We start from the raw sequence: 15,832 nt of genomic DNA, 5'->3' as shown, positions 1-15,832 counted from the left end.
CGGGCGGCTGCGGTCATTTCCACATCGCCCGCATCCGCGCCGCCAGGTCGAGCGCCTGTTGTTTGGCTTCGGGATTGGCGGCCGGAGCTTCTGGCGCGGGTGGCCACGAGCTTTGCTCGAAATGGGGCAGCAGCGCGTTGCTGATGAAGCGGCTGCGGCTGGCGTAGAGATGCCGGTCGCCGAAGCCTGGCTGATGGGTGACGTAGAAGCGCTGCGGGACGATGATTTCCAGGTGCTCCCTGGCGCGGGTCATGGCTACGTAGAGCAGGCGCCGCTCCTCCTCGATTGCGGCCGCCGAGCCGGTGGCCATGTCGGACGGGATGCAGCCATCGACGGCGTTGAGAATGCTGACCGCCGTCCATTCCTGCCCCTTTGCCGAGTGAATCGTCGACAGGATCAGGTAGTCCTCATCAAGCAGCGGTGCTCCGGCCTGGTCGCTGCTGGCGTCCGGCGGGTCGAGGGTCAGTTCGGTGAGAAAGCTTTCGGCGCTGGCGTAGGTGCTGGCGATGCGGCCGATCTGCTCGACATCGGCCTGGCGGATTTCCGCATCCTGATGCAGGCGGTCGATCTGCATCTCGTACCAGCGGCAGATCTGCTCGAAGGCGGTCGGCCAGGCCGCGCCAGCAGCGCCGCAGCAATCGACCAGCGTGGCGAATTCCAGCCAGGCGGCGCGCGCGCCTTCGGGGACCGGCTGCTCGCCGAGCAGGGCGAGGGCGGGCGCGGGAGCGGTTTCTACGACATTGCGCAGCACCCGGCTGGCCGTCTTCGGGCCGATGCCGGCGACCAGTTGCATGGCCCGGAAGCCGGCGATCTGGTCGCGCGGGTTCCGGGCCCAGCGCAGCACCGCCAGGACGTCCTTGACGTGTGCGGCTTCGAGAAACTTGAGTCCGCCGAATTTGACGAAAGGGATGTTACGGCGAGTGAGTTCGAGTTCCAGGCGCACGCTATGCTGTGCGGTTCGGAAAAGCACCGCCTGTGCCTTGAGCCGAACACCGGCTTCGCGTCGGGCGAGTACCTGCCCGACGACATAGTTCGCCTGATCGGCGTCGTCGCGAACCGAAACCAGGGTCGGTTTTTGCGATGACTGACGCTCGCTGCACAGATCCTTGCTGAAGCGCTCGGCGGCGAGCGCAATGACCTGGTTGGCGGCGGCCAGGATCGGCTGCGTCGAGCGGTAGTTGCGCTCCAGCGTCACCAATTGCGCGGGCGGTTCGAAGTGCGCCGGGAAATCGAGGATGTTGCGCACCGTTGCGCCGCGGAAAGCGTAGATCGACTGCGCGTCGTCGCCGACCACCGTGAGGCCGCTGCCATCGGGTTTCATGGCCAGCAGAATCGCTGCCTGCAGGCGATTGGTGTCCTGATACTCGTCCACCAGCACGTGCCGGAAGCGCGCGCCGAGTTCCCCACCGAGCGCCGGATCGCTGACCATCTGCGCCCAGTAGAGCAGCAGATCGTCGTAGTCGAGCACCTGCTGCGCCTGTTTGGCTTCGACGTAGGCGAGAAACAGTCGCTGCAGATCGCTCTCCCATTCGGCGCACCAGGGAAAGCTCGTCTGCAATACCTCGCGCAGAGGCGACTGGGTGTTGACCGTCGCCGAGTAGATTGCCAGGCAGGTCCCTTTCAGGGGGAAGCGTTTGCTCTTGACCGAGAAGCCGAGCTCGTGGCGCACCAGGTTGATCAGGTCGCCCGAGTCCTGCCGATCGTGAATGGTGAAATTTGGGTCGAGGCCGATGCGGCCCGCGTACTCGCGCAGCAGGCGTGCGCCGACGCCGTGAAAAGTCCCCGACCAGTTGAGCGACGGCGCGCCAGTACGCGCCTGACCCGCGGCGCGGCGCGTCAGAAGGCGCTCGACGCGGCGGCTCATCTCGCTCGCCGCCCGCCGCGAGAAAGTGAGCAGCAGGATTCGCCCGGGGTCGGCGCCGTGGGCGAGCAGCTGCGCGACGCGCTGCGCCAGCGTCGCGGTCTTGCCCGATCCAGCGCCGGCGATGACCAGCAGCGGCGGATGCGCAGCGTCGCCAGCGGCCAGGCCCGCGTCGCCGATGCCGAAAGTCGCCGCCTGGCGCTGTGCTGCATTGAGCAGTGCCAGCGGGTCGGCAGCGCGCGGAGTTGCCGCCTTCTGCGCGGCTGCGCTTTCGAACTGAGCATGTTCAACGGCTTGCGGGGCGCGCACCGGCGACTCCTTGATTACTGTGCTTATCGACAGTATAACTGAGTCGTCCGGCGCGACGCGCCATGGCTGCGCTCAGCCGCCGATCAGCTTCAGATCGAAAGCGCGCTCGATTAGCCAGACCAGGGCGATCGTCAGCGTGGCCAGGGAACCGCCGATGAACACGCCGCGGCGATAGAAGCCGGTGTTGCGCAGCGCGTAGGCCAGCGGCAGGAAGACGGCGACAATTGCCAGCTGGCCCACTTCGACGCCGAGGTTGAAGCCGAGCAGGGAGAGCACCAGCGCCTGCTGTGGCAGGCCGAGTTCGGCGAGCACGCTGGCGAAGCCGAAACCGTGGATCAGGCCGAAGGCGAAGGCCACCAGCCAGCGCCGGCCTTCGACAAGCGGTTTGAGATTGTTGGCCGCCGCCAGCACTACCGACGCGGCGATCGCGGACTCGACCAGCCGCGACGGTAGCTGGATCAGGCCCAGTGCGGCCAGCGAGAGAGTGATCGAATGGGCGACGGTAAAGGCCGTGACCACCCACAGCACCTCGTGCAGCGCGTCGCGAAAGCGCGCCACACCGCGCCAGCCGCCGTTCTCGTGCACCAGCACCGCAGGCAGCAACAGGGCGAGCAGAAAGAGGATGTGATCGAAGCCAATCCAGATGTGCCAGATACCTTCGACGAGATACTGGCCGAACTGCGCCAGCCGCGAGCTCTCGCCGGCGACAAAGCGCTGTTCGGCACGATCCGGGGCGAGGACTGCGGAATGCGAGCTGCCGTCCAGCGTCAGGCGCAGCAGGCCGCGGTGTAAGGCATCGAGCTCGAACAGAAGCCGGTAGCTGATGCTCAGCTCGGCATCGGCGCGCGGGCACTCGCCGCTTAGTTGCAGCACGGCGTAGGCGCCGTCGGTGTGCGTGTCGACCAGGTGGTCGGCGACCCGTATCCGGCAGGGGCCACCGCGCTGCAGGCCGAGGCGGTCGAGCGCCCAGGCATCGATATCGGGCTGGCGCGCGCGCAGTTCGCCCCAGGTGATCTCGCCGTTACCGTCGACATCGAGCCCGAGTGCGAAATCGATGTCGCGCAGCGCGATGTCCCATTGCCCACTGACTTCGCGGCCATTGACCTCGAGGATCAGGTAGCTGTCGCTGGCCTTGTGCGCCGATGCCAGCGGCGAGAGGGCGAACAGCACAAAGAAAAGCAGCAAGGCCGGCAGGCGAAACGGGACATGGCGGAGACTCATCGCGGAGCTCCCGCCCTGGACGCTGCTTGTGCCGGGCCCGGCGCCGACCTCTGACCCAGCTCGCGCAGCCGTTGATCCTCGAAGCCGCTGTCGCGCAACCAGTCGCGCGCCGGCTGTGCCGCCGCCGGGTCACCGGCGGCAATCGCCGCTTCGAGCAGGATGCGCGCGTCGCGCGGCTCGCGCTGGACGGCGTAGTTTTCCGCGGCCAGGCGCACGGCGCTTGCCGGGTCCTTGCGCAGATGCAGGGCGTAGCGCGCCTCCTCGGCGCGATGGGTCGTGTCGCCACGTTGGCGGGCCGCCGCAAAGCGATCGTCGAGCGTTTGCGCCTGGCGTGCGGCGTCGGGCGCGTTCTCCAGGGCGGCCGCCTCGGCGAGGCGCAGCAGCAGCGTGTCGGATGATTCCCAATCCGCCAGTTCGCGAAGCACTTCGCCGGGCCGGCCGCTGTCGAGCAGAAAATCGCTCCAGGCGGCGAGCAGATAGCCGTCGTCGCGACCGATGCTCAAGGCCTCCCGGTAGTGCTCTTCGGCGAGTTTCGGCTGCCCACGCCAGGCCGCCACTTCGCCCAGACGCGTCAGCAGCCAGAGGCGATTGTCGGGGTCGCGGCTACTCGCCAGCGCTTGCTGCAAGGCGCCGTAGCCGGCTGCGAGTTGACCGCCGTAGGCCAGGGCAAGACCGCGACAGCTGGCCTGCAGAATTGTCTTTCCCAGCGCCTGCAGGGCAGCGCATTCCTGTTGCGCGGCGGCGTAGTTGGCCTGGACCAGAAAAATGGCGGCGCGCCAGGCGTGCGCCTGCGCGAGTTGCGGATTGCGCGCCAGGGCCGCCGCAAAATCGTCCAGCGCCGCTTGAAAGCCATGCCGATACTGGCGCAGCATCCCCCGAATGGACAGCAACTCGGGCGGCAGTGGCTCCGGGAAACCAGCGATCACCGCTTCGGCATAGCCGACATAGCGCGGATCGCCACGCGCCATGGCCAGCTCGAAATAACGCTGGGCGAGCCGCGCTGCCGGCAGTGGATCGTTTGCTGCGGCAGCCATCGCCGCACGCAAGGCGAGCAGTTCGCGGGCGCTGGCGTCGCCGGCCCGCGTCGGCAGCCGTTCCAGCACTTCCGAATCGTCGCTCGGCTTGCGCGGCGCGGCATGCGCGGTCAGCGCCAGCAGCGCTACCCCGGCCGCCAGCAACAAGGGCGGAAAGCGAAAGTGGATGAAAGAGGTCAACTTGAGAAAGGCCATTCGCGTTACTATTTTTGTGCGTGCCAAATCGGCCGTCACATTCTCCAACAAATCGAGAGGAGTTTCATATGAGCAAGCTACTGTCCCTTCTGATTGCAGCGACCTTCGCCACTGTTTCGGCTAGCTCCTTCGCCATGTCGCATGGCGGCGCCCCCAAGGACGAGAAGAAGATGGAAGAGAAGAAGCCCGACAGCAAAGACATGAAGGCGGACGACAAGAAGATGGACGACAAGAAAGACATGAAGGAAGAGAAGAAATAGCCGTACGGCTTCCTGAAAATAAAGCGGGCCGCGGCCCGCTTTTTCGTTCTCACTACCGGGTAGAACGATCTTCAGCACCTTGCTTGGACTCGTTCGTCAGTGCATCCCGCCACGCATGCCGGTAATGACTTCGATTTCCTCGACGATTTCTTCCTGACGCAGCCGGTTGCGCTGACGAGCGAGTTCGTCGCTGCCTTGTTCGAGGTGGCGCAAGGCGTTTTCCATCTGCATCAGGCGCTGCCGGTTTTCGACGCGAATCGAGCGCAGCAGCAGGGCCAGCAGTTGATGGAAGAGGAAATGTTCGGCGACGCCCGCGGCGACGGTTGCCGGCGCTTCGTTGATCACCGGCGGCAGACTGGCGCCGGCGATCGCCAGCGGCAGTGGTAGCAGCCGCTGCCAGCGCACGCCGTCTTCGTCGCGCAGGCAGGCAAGTAGACCACAGGTCTTCCCAAGGCTGCGGCGGGCGGTGTCGAAAGCAGCAAGAATGCGGTCGATGGTGGCGACGGCATCGAGTCCGCCGTCTGCGCCGGCTACCGGGAATAGGCTTGCCTGCTCGGGCATCGTCGCCGCCAGGCGCTCGCCGACGACGATCAGCGGCTGGCGTGCGTCGGCCTTTGCCTGCCACGCGCGCACGACGTCTTCGTTGAAGCTGCCGCAAAAGCCACGTACCGAACCGAGCAGCAGCCAGACGTCGGCAAGCGCCCCTTCGCGTGCTGGCTGAAAGGGCGCGGTCTCCTGCAGTGCTTCCCGGAGAACTTGCACCACCTCCTGCTGCGCTTCTTCACGGCGGCTGATGCGCTGCAGTTCGGCGAGTGCGAAGCTGCGCATGGCGCCGAGAATCCCGCCCAGATCGTCGTAGAGCGCAAGTCGCGCTTCGATCTCACGTCGCTGACTCATTTCAGCCTTGCCAGCTGCGCGGCGATGGTCGCCAGCCAGCGTTCCCTGTCGTCCTCCAGCGTCAAGCCGGCGGCGGCGACTGCGGCGAAGAGCGTCGGCAACAGGGCTGCGGCGGCCTGCGGCGCGTACTCGTCGAGCAGTCCTTCGCCGTAGGCCAGCAGCCAGGCCTGATGCGCCAGTTCCGGCAATGGTGACAGGCGGTCCTGCTTGAGGAGCGCGCGCAGCAGGCGTCCGCGGCGCAGCTTGTCCTCGACGGCCGGGTCAAGGCGGGTGCCGAAGCGGGCGAAAAGTTCGAGATCCAGGAACTGCAGGTAGTCGAGGCGAATACGCGCCGACGCGGCCTTGATCGCCGGATGCTGGGCTTTGCCGCCGATGCGCGATACCGAACGGCCAATGTCGATGGCCGGCAGCGTGCCTGCGGCGAAGAGCCTGGCGTCGAAATAGATCTGGCCGTCGGTGATCGATATCAGGTTGGTCGGGATGTAGGCCGACAACTCTCCCTGCCGGGTTTCAATGATCGGCAGCGCGGTCATGCTGCCGCCGCCGAAGCTGGGCAGCAGCACCGTCGACCGTTCGAGCAGCCGCGAATGCAGGTAGAAGATGTCGCCGGGGTAGGCCTCCCGCCCTGGGGGCCGCCGCAGCAACAGCGAGAGTTCGCGATACGACTGGGCGTGGCGGGTGAGGTCGTCGTAGACCACCAGCACGTCGCGCCCGGAACGCATCCAGTACTCGGCAAGGGCACAACCAGCGAAGGGTGCGAGGTAGCGAAAACCGGGCAGGGCGTTGGCCTCGGCGACGACCACCACCGTGTAATCGAGCGCGCCCGCCTTGTGCAGTGCCTCGACGGTCGCCGCAACCGCCGAGCGCGGTTGGCCGATCAGCACCACCACACACAGGATATTGCGACCGGCCTGGTTGATCACCGCATCGAGCGCCAGCGACGATTTGCCCAGACCATCGTCGCCGATGATCAGTTGGCGCTGGCCTTTGCCGATCGGGATCAGTGTGTCGACGATCTTGCTACCGGTGTACAGCGGTTCGCTGACGAAGTCGCGCTCGATGATCGGCGGCGCAGCCGCTTCGAGGCAGCGAAACTCGCGGGCCGTATGCGGCGGCAGGCCGTCCAGCGGGTTGGCGAGTGGATCGATGACCCGCCCGAGCAGGGCGTCGCCGGCGGCGATCGCCAGCGTGCGACCGACGTGGGTGACTGCCATCCGGCGGTGATGCCGTGCTTCTCGGTCAGCAGGATGGCGCCAAGGAGGTCGCGGCCGAGCTGGAAGACGAGGCCGGTGCTGCCGTCGGCGAAGCCGATCAGCTCGTCGAGCCGCACCGAGGGCAGCCCGCGAATCCAGGCGATACCGTCGCCAATGCCGACCACCTCGCCGCGTTCGGACAGGCGCAGGGCAAAACGGTAGGCATCTTTCGGCAGGCGCATGCGGTCCTCAGCTCTGGCCATCCGGGCGCCTGAAGAAGGCCAGTTCGTCGAGCAGATTGGCATGCAGCAGGCATTCACCGACGGCAATGCGTACGCCGGCGATCAGTGCCGGGTCCGAGCTGACCGCGAGCGGCAGCTTGCGCCCGGCGACTGCTGCCAGGCCGCGGGCGATTTCCTGCTGCGCAGCATCGTCCAGCGGGTGCGCCGAGGCGACTTCTGCCGTTGCCGCAGCGACTTTTTCGGCGGCGGAGCGCAGCGACTCGCGCTGTTCTTTCGGTAGCGCCGCCAGATCTTCGAGCAGCACGCGCACGATGCTTGCCGTCAGCAGCGGCGAGGCCAGGCGCGCGAGCATTGCCGCGACGTCTGCGTAGGCCTGGTCGGCCGCTTGCCGGATCAGTTCGGCTTCGTGGCTGGCCGTCGTGGCGGCGTTGCGCACGCGCGCCTTGGCCTCTTCGTCGCTCAGCGACTGGCGAATCTTCTCCATGCCGCCGGCGCGCTGTTGTGCGAGGTCCTGCTGCAGTTGCTGACGCAGTTGCTCGCGTTCCTGCGCCCACTGCGCCAGGCGCTCCGCGTACTGTTTTCCCAGCGCCGCCGCGTCGTCCTGCAATTTTTCGGCCTGCGCCATCTCGGCCTTTATGCGCGCCTGGCGCGCATCGAGTACCTCGAGCACCGGCTGGTAGAGGAAGCGCTTGAGGATCCACAGCAGTACCAGGAAATTGAGGACTTCGAGAACAAAGGTCGTCCAGTCGAATTGCATGGCAGTTACCTATTTCAGGAAGTATTCCAGCAATGGGTTGCGGAACAGCACGATGAGCGCGATCACCAGGCAGTAGATGGCCAGCGACTCGATCATCGCCAGGCCGATGAACAGTGTGCGGGTGATGGTCTTTTCGGCTTCCGGCTGGCGCGATAGTGCCTCCAGTGCGCTGGCGATGGCGCGACCCATGGCGATCGCCGGCAGCATCGTGCCGAGCGCGATTACCACCCCGGCGACGATGGTCGACAACATGCTGAACTGCTGCAGTTCGTTCATGATTCCTCCTTGTTTTTCGATTTCGCAAACGTCGGCGACGGTGCGTCGCCAGGCCTTTCCTGCGTGGCTATGGGTTCGATGGCGCCGGCGATATAGATCAGGGCCAGGATGCCGAAGATATAGGCCTGCACCACTGCCTCGATCACATGCAGCATCAACAACGGTACCGGCACCAGGAAGCCGGCAATCAGCAGCACCAGCAGCGCCGCCATCTCCAGGCTCATGATGTTGCCGAAGAGGCGGATGGCGAGGGCCAGAGTGCGCGTCAGTTCGCTGATGACATGGAAGGGCAGCAGGATCAGGCTGGGTTCGGCATAGTGGCGGAGGTAGGCGCGCAGGCCCTTGCTGCGGATACCGTACCAGTGCGTGGAGGCGAAGACCAGCGCAGCCAGGGCGGCGGTCGCCGAGAGGTCGCGGGTCGGCGCGTGCAGGCCGGGGACCAGGCCGGCGAGATTGGCGGTCAGGACAAAGATCCACAAAGTGGCCACGAAGGGCAGCACGCGGCGGACCGCGTCGGCCGGCAGCACTTCGCCGATGGCGCGCTCGATCACCGCGACAATGCCCTCGGCCATCGTCTGCCGACGCGACGGCAGCAGCGTCAGCCGGTAGCGCAGCAGCCGTGCCGCGACTGCCAGACAAAGCATGACGCCCCAGGTGGTGAGCACGGTGTCGGTGATCGCCAGTGGCCCGAGATGGAAGACGACGCTGCCGCCCAGTTCACCAGTATTCATTGGCGTCCCTTCATGAAGCGGTAGGCGTTGTAGGCGCCCAGTGCGATGCCGAGAACGATCAGGCTCACCGTCCAGCGCACCGAGTAGCCGGATGCCAGGGAGTCGAGCCAGCGGCCGAGGTAGGCGCCGCCGACGACGGGCACCACGAACAGCAGTCCGACCGTACCGCCATAGAAGGCGATGCCGGCCCAGGTCGCCGGTGCCCGCTCGCGTTGGTTCAGCCGTCGCACATCCTTGGCGGTGTCTTCGAGCAGCTTGTCGCGGTCGCTCATTTCCCGGCCTTCTCTTGCATGCGCCCGGACATTTCGCCAAGACGGCGCAGCAGTGCGTGTTCGATCTCGGTCAGCGTCGCCCGCGAGCTATGCACGTCGGAATCCAGGCGCGCCATTTCGTCCTCCAGCTGGCGGCAGATGCCGGCGCGCTCATCGCCAAGAAAATAACGGACCGTTGCCAGTGTCAGGCGGTTGTCGGCAAAGGACATGACGCCACCCGGCAGGGAAAGAAAATGCCAGCGACCGGCACTGTCGACGAAGCGCGCCAGGCCGTAGCGCAGCACGGCCAGCATGCGCGCGTGCCCGGCCAGGATGCCGAAGCTGCCGCTGCCGTCGGCGGCAATGAACTGCACGACGTCGTCGAAGCGCTCGCCGCCGTGGCTGTCGTGCAGGTGCAGGGCGAAGCAGTTCATGTCGGCATGGCACCGCGCATGTAGCAATCACTTTCGGCGAGGCTGTCGTAGCGGCCGGCGATGATCGCCTGGCAATCGGCGATGGTCTGTTTCAGGGGGACTCGCGCGCCGGCAATGCCGGTGTGGTCGGCGACGACGCTGAAAGGCTGTGTCAGATAGCGCTGCAGCCGGCGCGCGCGCTCGACGATGCGGCGATCCTCCTGAGAAAGTTCTTCGATCCCGAGCATGGCGATGATGTCCTCCAGTTCGTGGTAGCGCGCCAGATGCTCGCGCACCGCACGCGCCGCCTGGTAGTGCTGCTCGCCAAGCACGCGGTGGTCCATCATGCGGCTGCCCGAACGCAAGGGATCGACTGCCGGGTAAATGCCCTTGGCGGCCTGCTGCCGTGACAGGATCACGGTGCTGTCGAGATGGCCAAGCACGGTGGCCACGGCCGGGTCGGACATGTCGTCGGCCGGCACATAGACCGCCTGCACGGCAGTGATCGAGCCCTTGCGGGTCGACACGATGCGCTCTTCCAGCGATGCCACCTCGGTGAGCAGCGTCGGCTGGTAGCCGACCGTCGCCGGCATGCGCCCGAGCAGGCCGGAGATCTCGCTGCCTGCCTGGACGAAGCGGAAAATGTTGTCCATCAGGAACAGCACCTCGGTGGCCAATGTGTCGCGCAGGTATTCGGCGTAGGTCAGCGCCGTGTAGCCGACATGGAAACGCACCCCCGGGGATTCGTCCATCTGTCCATAGACCAGCAGCGCCCGTTCGAGGACACCGGCATCCTGCATTTCGTGCCACATCTCGTGGCCTTCGCGCATGCGCTCGCCGACGCCGGCGAACACCGAGACGCCGTGCATTTCGGCGCTGACGGCGTGCATGAATTCCATCATCAGCACGGTCTTGCCGACTCCGGCGCCACCGAAAAGGCCGGTCTTGCCGCCGCGCACAAAAGGGCACAGCAGGTCGATGACCTTGATGCCGGTTGCAAGGATTTGCGTCGGCGGCAGGGTATCGGCCAGCGCTGGTGGTGCCGCGAGCACGTTGCGGAAGTCATGCTCGGGCAGCGCCGCGCCGCCATCGAGCGGTTCGCCAAAGACATTGAGAATGCGGCCCAGGCAGCCGGGATCGACGGGTACATGCAGCGGCGCGCCGCGGTCGAAGACGGGCATGCCGCGGTACAGTCCGCCCACCGCGTGCAGGGCGATTGCCCGTATCAGCGTCGGCGCCAGATGCTGGTAGACGACGAGCACGTAACGCCCGCCGCCATTGCTCACGTCGAGCGCCTGTCCAATCGGCGGCAGGTACTTGCAGCGAACGTCGATGACCGGTCCTTGTGCCGCCTCGATCCGGCCGACGAGAGGCGTGTCCTGTGGCATTTTCCTGTCAGTGGGTGCTGGCTTGATTCTTCTCGCTCACCTGCGAGAGTGTAGGCGCGGGCCAGCAGCCGCGCACGACAACTCGCGCCCGGCAAGACGTTCTTGCGGCGCCCGGCGAATCATGGAGTCACGCAATCACGCAATCACGACTGCAGGATCTTTTCCACTTCCGCGGTAGTCAGCACTTTGCCGACCGAGACCACCTTGTCGTCAATCGCCAGGGCCGGCGTCGACATCACCCCATGCGCAGCGATCTGCGCGAAGTCGGTCACTTTTATCAATTCGGCCGTCAGGCCCAGACTGGCGAGGGCCTTTTCGGTGTTTTCCGTGAGGGTGCTGCATTTCTTGCACCCTGGTCCGAGAATCTTGATGATCATTTTGCGCTCCGTAGCTTAGATGAAGAGATCCGCATAGGCGTTGAACAGATAGCCGATGAGTACGATGCCAAACGTGACGATGCCGAAGAACAGGGCCAGCAGCGGCGCCTTGACGACTTTCTTGAGCATGATCAGGGAAGGTAGCGACAGCGCCGTGACGGCCATCATGAACGCCAGCGCGGTACCGAGACCAACACCTTTGTCGACCAGGGCCTCGGCGATCGGCAAAGTGCCAAAAATGTCAGCGTACATCGGCACACCAATCAGGGTGGCCAGGGGCACCGACCACCAGTTGTTCTGGCCGAGCAATGATTCGGTCCATTCAGCCGGAATCCAGTTGTGGATGGCGGCGCCGATGCCCACCCCAATCAGCACGTAGACCCAGACACGTCCGAAGATGTCGCTGACTTGCGCGCAGGAAAATTGCAGGCGATCGCGGCTGCTCAACTCCTCTTGCGGCGTGTCGAGCACCGGGTTGTGCATGACGAAGGATTCCACATAAGCGTCCATCTTCGCCCTGCCGATCAGCATGCCGCCGATCACTGCCAGCACCAGGCCCACCAGCACGTAGGCAATGGCAATCGTCCAGTTAAAGATGCTGGCCAGCAGGATCACCGAAGCCAGATCCACGAGTGGCGAAGAGATCAGGAACGCGAAAGTCACTCCCAGTGGCAATCCCGAGCTGGTGAAACCGATAAAGATCGGAATCGACGAGCACGAACAGAACGGCGTGATCGTGCCCAGCAGTGCGCCGGCAAGTTTGGCGCTGAAGCCCTGCATGCCGCCGAGGATACGCCGCGTGCGCTCGGGCGGGAAATGGCTCTGCACCCAGGAAATGGAGAAGATCAGCACCGCGAGCAGAATGAAGATCTTGATACGTCATAGATGAAGAAATGCACGCTGGCCCCGGTGCGGCCGGCCATGTCCATGCCGAAGCCGTCCTCGACCAGCCGGCCGACCAGCCAGGCCAGCCAGTCCATACGTAGCACTTGATCGTTCAACCACTTGAAAACTTCCATCGTCAGGTCCTGATAGCCTTTTTTGGATGAGGCCAGCCGCGGCACTGTGAACTTCGCGATCGTGCGAAGCAAAACCGGGTTCAAGTTCCCGCCCCTCGGCCTTCAATTGTGCCTTGACCTTCCCGGCAGCGCCAGCAAGGGTTCAAAATAAAGCAAACCAAGAAAATCCTGGATAGCCATGAAGCCGATTTTCATCAGCTACTCTTCGCAGCATCGTGATCTGACCCGCGCGCTCGCGGGCGTGATCGAGGCGCAGTACGGTGCCGGGTCGGTGTGGTGGGACCAGGAGCTGGAGAGTCGTGCCTCGTATTCGGAGCAAATCAGGGCCGCTCTTGAAAAGGCGCGGGTTGTCGTGGTGCTCTGGACGGCGGGCGCGATGATCTCCGATTATGTCTATGCCGAGGCGGTGCGCGCACAAGCGCAAGGCAAGCTGGTCAATGTGCGGCCCGCGGACATGCGCTTTAGCGACATCCCCGAGCCTTTCAACATCCATCACATCGACGACGCCGAGGATCACGCGGGCATCCTGGCCACCATCGCCCAGGTGATGGCGGGTGTGCCGATTGCGACCCGCGTGCCGCTGCACGAAATCTATTCCGCCAGCACGGCCAGCGCCTGATCGACGCCAAGCAGCGCCAGCTCGCGCGCGATCCACGCGAGATCGCTCCCACCGAGCTGCTGCAGGCCAAATTAAATGGTGAAAAGGGGCCAGGCTCAATTTCACGCCCGTTGCCACCGCTTCGTCTGCCCATGATACGCTTTTCGTATGCCACGTCGTCGCTGTACCCATCTTGACGGTCTGCCCCTGCACATCGTGCAGCGCGGGCACAACCGCGACGCCTGCTTCCTCAGCGAAGACGATCATCACGCGCGGGGTCAAGTCTTTACCTTTTTCCCAAGCAAGGCACGGGGAAAGACCTGACCCCATAAATCTCGCGCTCGTGCTTCTCTGGCCGCCAGCCGTTCCGTTTTCCGTTCGCCTAAGAGGCCGCTGGCGACCAACCCCAGCCGGACGACAGGTGGAATCTCGTTGGCTCCTTACGACCCTAAGGCGACCCTGGTCTTGGCTGGGAGCGGACGTCCAACGTTGAAGGTGAGGAGCGGCTGCTGGAGCGGCGTAGCCGCGGAGGGAACCGGTTAGCCCTGCTTGCCGGCGGTCCCTCTCGACCCCAATGTTAAACGACGCGCCGACCGATCTACGCTGGTCGCTCGGCTGACCAATGACGAACTGCTTCTACAAGTTGACCGACTCCCTTGTCGATGTCACCGCCTCGCAAATCGATCCATTGATACTGGCGTAGCAACGGAGGCACATCCGCATCCTCCAGTATGACCGGCAAAATGACTGCGCCACCTTCACCAGACACCGACCGGTGTAGAGCAATCTGTAGCTCTTCTCTTGCCCAGCCACTGCCCACCGAGTTGGGCGAGATGAAGAATGCGACAAAGTCGGCCGCCGAGAGCTCACGCTCAATCTCCTGCATCCAGTTCCGTCCCACCTGAATCATCTTGTCCAGCCACACGCGAACTCCCGCCGCTCGCAGGCCGTTGGCGACCTGCTCGACCAGAGCGGAATCGGCGCGCGCATAGCTCAGGAAGACAGTGGGCTCACGCTTCTCCATCGTGCCGAGGAGAGCGTACACCGAGCTGCGAATCACCGACAGCAAGGAAGATTCGGGCACTCCCCGAGCTAGCGCGTCGGTGATGACAGTGGTGATTTCGGAGAGGAGAGCTGTGTCGCCCCCAGTCCGTGCCGCTGCTCTGGCCTCCGCAACCTTCTCAAGGTCCTGAATGGTTCGGGCGAGATCAGCGGCGATCTGCACAGCCAAGCGATTGCCATCCTGAAACGTGGCGACGGTGTGCCTGGACTGCAACGTTTCTTTCCATCTCTCGAGCAGCTTCAGTTTCTCAGGGTCACGTTCCATGTGCCTCGGCAGAATCGGTACATTGTCGTCCCGCATATAGATGAGGCATGGCTTCTTGAGCCGGAAACCCTCTGAGTACTCAGCTTCGGAATAGGAGATCCCCGACTCGGGCACGACGCTGCCGTATCGATGACCGACCATCACGACAAGCACGTCACTGGCTCGAACTTCTTGTAGGCAAGTCTCGATGGGCTGCTCCGCGCGCGCTCCGAAGTATTCCATGGAGTCATGCTGGAGCTTCAGGCGGCGAATTGCGTCAAGCACTCCTGCGCGTTCGTTGCTGAGATCGCTGAAGGTACTGCAGACGAAAATTGAAAATGACGAGGCCATGTTCTTTTTCGTCGTTTAACTCTGTTTTATGGCGACAGTTTCGCTGCGCAACATCGGAGCTTTCTCCTAAGATTGACGTCATTTGGAACACTGAAAGCCCTTCCGCAGCAGGCTCGGCGTCCTATGTACGCTCGATTCCTTACAGGATAAGAAAGACGTGAAATGCGGCACTTCGCAGGCTAGGTCGATAGCATACACCTAGGCCGCTCCAATGGCCGCTTTCGGAAGCCTTCTCCACCGTCTCTTGTTGGCCGGGAGCATCCGGTCAGCCTCGCGCCCGAAAGCGGCCGTTGCCAAAAAGCGTTGTTGAGGCCAACGACCGCCTACTGGCACGCCTGCGAACTCACGCTCCCGGCTATGAACTGCCGTTGCTCCGTCCAACGATGTCGACGTCCAATTAGCGGTAGTTCGCGGATGGTCACCACTCAACGCCAACGTGTATTGGAGCCTGCGTGTTGTCGAAATTGACAACAAACATCTGGCGATGTCATGATCGCCAACATGAAGGCGACCCTGATCACTGAATTCAAGGATGTCTCCGAAGACGATCGCATCATACAGATGATTGTTTGGCGCCTGCCTGTACCGGTGCCGCCAACGACGCATGGCTTCAAGTACCGGCTCGTATATGTCGTCGATGGAGCCCGCGTCGTCGGCTTTGATAACGAGAGAGGCAAGGGCGATCACTGCCATCTTGACGGCAAGGAGTTTCCCTATCGCTTCGCTACGATCGATCAGCTGATCGAGGACTTCATCAAGGAAGTGGATAAACGGAGGACGCGATGACCAAACGCAGACTGACAATCACCTTGGACGCAGACTGGCGAGCGGCCCTGCGCCAGGCTGGAAAGGCCGCGACAGCCTCGACCTATGAGGGAGAGACCCTGAACTTCGAGACGCCGGCAGCCTTCTTTGGAAGCTTGACCGAACGGCGCTGGGCCATCGTCCAGGCCTTGCAGCACGACGGCGGCACGGTCGGGGTTCGCGAACTTGCACGCCGTCTTGGACGTGACGTGAAACGTGTGCACGAGGATGCAGCAGAACTCGTTGTATTGGGGCTGCTCGAGCGCACCGAGGCCGGCGCCTTGCGCTGTCCGTTTTGTGACATCCATGTCGATATGCACATGGCTACGGCAGCCTGAGCATTTGCCGC

Annotated in this window: 16 protein-coding genes and 2 pseudogenes; 4 read left to right on the top strand and 14 right to left on the bottom strand. The window is 64.1% G+C overall.

The window, feature by feature from the left end:
* Positions 1 to 13: 13 nt before the first annotated feature.
* The 3 genes from V5B40_RS05035 to V5B40_RS05025 all read right to left on the bottom strand — a co-directional run bounded on the left by V5B40_RS05035 (position 14) and on the right by V5B40_RS05025 (position 4,620).
* Positions 14 to 2,170, bottom strand: coding sequence for an ATP-dependent helicase (locus V5B40_RS05035; protein ID WP_434735831.1), 2,157 nt, complete (start codon positions 2,168 to 2,170; stop codon positions 14 to 16).
* A 72-nt stretch (positions 2,171 to 2,242) separates the two neighbouring features.
* Positions 2,243 to 3,391, bottom strand: a complete 1,149-nt coding sequence (locus V5B40_RS05030; RefSeq protein WP_332353500.1) for a HupE/UreJ family protein — start codon at positions 3,389 to 3,391, stop codon at positions 2,243 to 2,245.
* Positions 3,388 to 4,620, bottom strand: coding sequence for a hypothetical protein (locus tag V5B40_RS05025; RefSeq protein WP_332353499.1), 1,233 nt, complete (start codon positions 4,618 to 4,620; stop codon positions 3,388 to 3,390). Before V5B40_RS05025 ends, V5B40_RS05030 begins: the two co-directional genes overlap by 4 nt.
* A gap of 68 nt (positions 4,621 to 4,688) precedes the next feature.
* Here V5B40_RS05025 and V5B40_RS05020 point away from each other — a divergent pair, with 68 nt between their 5' ends.
* Positions 4,689 to 4,880 carry a hypothetical protein gene (locus V5B40_RS05020; RefSeq protein WP_332353498.1) on the top strand — a complete coding sequence of 64 codons (192 nt, stop codon included), beginning with the start codon at positions 4,689 to 4,691 and terminating at the stop codon, positions 4,878 to 4,880.
* 96 nt (positions 4,881 to 4,976) lie between these two features.
* On the opposite strand, the gene V5B40_RS05015 is transcribed toward V5B40_RS05020, so the two are convergent.
* The 10 genes and pseudogenes from V5B40_RS05015 to V5B40_RS04970 all read right to left on the bottom strand — a co-directional run bounded on the left by V5B40_RS05015 (position 4,977) and on the right by V5B40_RS04970 (position 12,424).
* Positions 4,977 to 5,777 (bottom strand): F0F1 ATP synthase subunit gamma, encoded by an 801-nt coding sequence (locus V5B40_RS05015; RefSeq protein WP_332353497.1) that lies wholly within the window; start codon positions 5,775 to 5,777, stop codon positions 4,977 to 4,979.
* Positions 5,774 to 7,233, bottom strand: a pseudogene (locus tag V5B40_RS05010) (F0F1 ATP synthase subunit alpha). Before V5B40_RS05010 ends, V5B40_RS05015 begins: the two are co-directional and overlap by 4 nt.
* A complete protein-coding gene (locus V5B40_RS05005; RefSeq protein WP_332353496.1) occupies positions 7,220 to 7,969 on the bottom strand; it encodes a F0F1 ATP synthase subunit delta in 750 nt (249 codons plus the stop codon). The pseudogene V5B40_RS05010 and the gene V5B40_RS05005 overlap by 14 nt, the downstream one beginning before the upstream one ends.
* Before the next feature lie 9 nt (positions 7,970 to 7,978).
* Complete coding sequence (atpE, locus tag V5B40_RS05000; protein ID WP_332353495.1) at positions 7,979 to 8,245, bottom strand: ATP synthase F0 subunit C; 267 nt, start codon at positions 8,243 to 8,245, stop codon at positions 7,979 to 7,981.
* On the bottom strand, positions 8,242 to 8,976 hold the full coding sequence (locus V5B40_RS04995; RefSeq protein WP_332353494.1) for a F0F1 ATP synthase subunit A: 735 nt from the start codon (positions 8,974 to 8,976) through the stop codon (positions 8,242 to 8,244). The genes atpE and V5B40_RS04995 overlap by 4 nt, the downstream gene beginning before the upstream one ends.
* Positions 8,973 to 9,248: an AtpZ/AtpI family protein gene (locus V5B40_RS04990; protein ID WP_332353493.1), complete on the bottom strand. Its 276-nt coding sequence runs from the start codon at positions 9,246 to 9,248 to the stop codon at positions 8,973 to 8,975. Before V5B40_RS04990 ends, V5B40_RS04995 begins: the two co-directional genes overlap by 4 nt.
* On the bottom strand, positions 9,245 to 9,661 hold the full coding sequence (locus V5B40_RS04985; protein ID WP_332353492.1) for a F0F1 ATP synthase subunit epsilon: 417 nt from the start codon (positions 9,659 to 9,661) through the stop codon (positions 9,245 to 9,247). Before V5B40_RS04985 ends, V5B40_RS04990 begins: the two co-directional genes overlap by 4 nt.
* Complete coding sequence (gene atpD / locus V5B40_RS04980; RefSeq protein WP_332353491.1) at positions 9,658 to 11,028, bottom strand: F0F1 ATP synthase subunit beta; 1,371 nt, start codon at positions 11,026 to 11,028, stop codon at positions 9,658 to 9,660. Before atpD ends, V5B40_RS04985 begins: the two co-directional genes overlap by 4 nt.
* Positions 11,029 to 11,171: 143 nt before the next feature.
* Positions 11,172 to 11,405, bottom strand: coding sequence for a thioredoxin family protein (locus tag V5B40_RS04975; RefSeq protein ID WP_332353490.1), 234 nt, complete (start codon positions 11,403 to 11,405; stop codon positions 11,172 to 11,174).
* 15 nt (positions 11,406 to 11,420) lie between these two features.
* Positions 11,421 to 12,424: pseudogene (locus V5B40_RS04970) on the bottom strand (permease).
* Positions 12,425 to 12,602: 178 nt separating this feature from the next.
* Here V5B40_RS04970 and V5B40_RS04965 point away from each other — a divergent pair.
* Positions 12,603 to 13,043 carry a toll/interleukin-1 receptor domain-containing protein gene (locus V5B40_RS04965; protein WP_332353489.1) on the top strand — a complete coding sequence of 147 codons (441 nt, stop codon included), beginning with the start codon at positions 12,603 to 12,605 and terminating at the stop codon, positions 13,041 to 13,043.
* A 577-nt stretch (positions 13,044 to 13,620) separates the two neighbouring features.
* Here V5B40_RS04965 and V5B40_RS04960 read toward each other — a convergent pair.
* On the bottom strand, positions 13,621 to 14,679 hold the full coding sequence (locus V5B40_RS04960; protein WP_332353488.1) for a TIR domain-containing protein: 1,059 nt from the start codon (positions 14,677 to 14,679) through the stop codon (positions 13,621 to 13,623).
* 489 nt (positions 14,680 to 15,168) lie between these two features.
* On the opposite strand from V5B40_RS04960, the gene V5B40_RS04955 reads away from it, so the two are divergent.
* Positions 15,169 to 15,465: a toxin-antitoxin system TumE family protein gene (locus V5B40_RS04955; RefSeq protein WP_332353487.1), complete on the top strand. Its 297-nt coding sequence runs from the start codon at positions 15,169 to 15,171 to the stop codon at positions 15,463 to 15,465.
* Positions 15,462 to 15,821, top strand: a complete 360-nt coding sequence (locus V5B40_RS04950) for a hypothetical protein (protein ID WP_332353486.1) — start codon at positions 15,462 to 15,464, stop codon at positions 15,819 to 15,821. The genes V5B40_RS04955 and V5B40_RS04950 overlap by 4 nt, the downstream gene beginning before the upstream one ends.
* Positions 15,822 to 15,832: the final 11 nt, after the last annotated feature.

The sequence above is a fragment of the Candidatus Accumulibacter meliphilus genome, assembly GCF_036625345.1.
GTDB classification, from domain to species: domain Bacteria; phylum Pseudomonadota; class Gammaproteobacteria; order Burkholderiales; family Rhodocyclaceae; genus Accumulibacter; species Accumulibacter meliphilus.
Note: the sequence above shows the minus strand (reverse complement) of the source record. Positions and strands in the feature narration are given on the sequence as shown.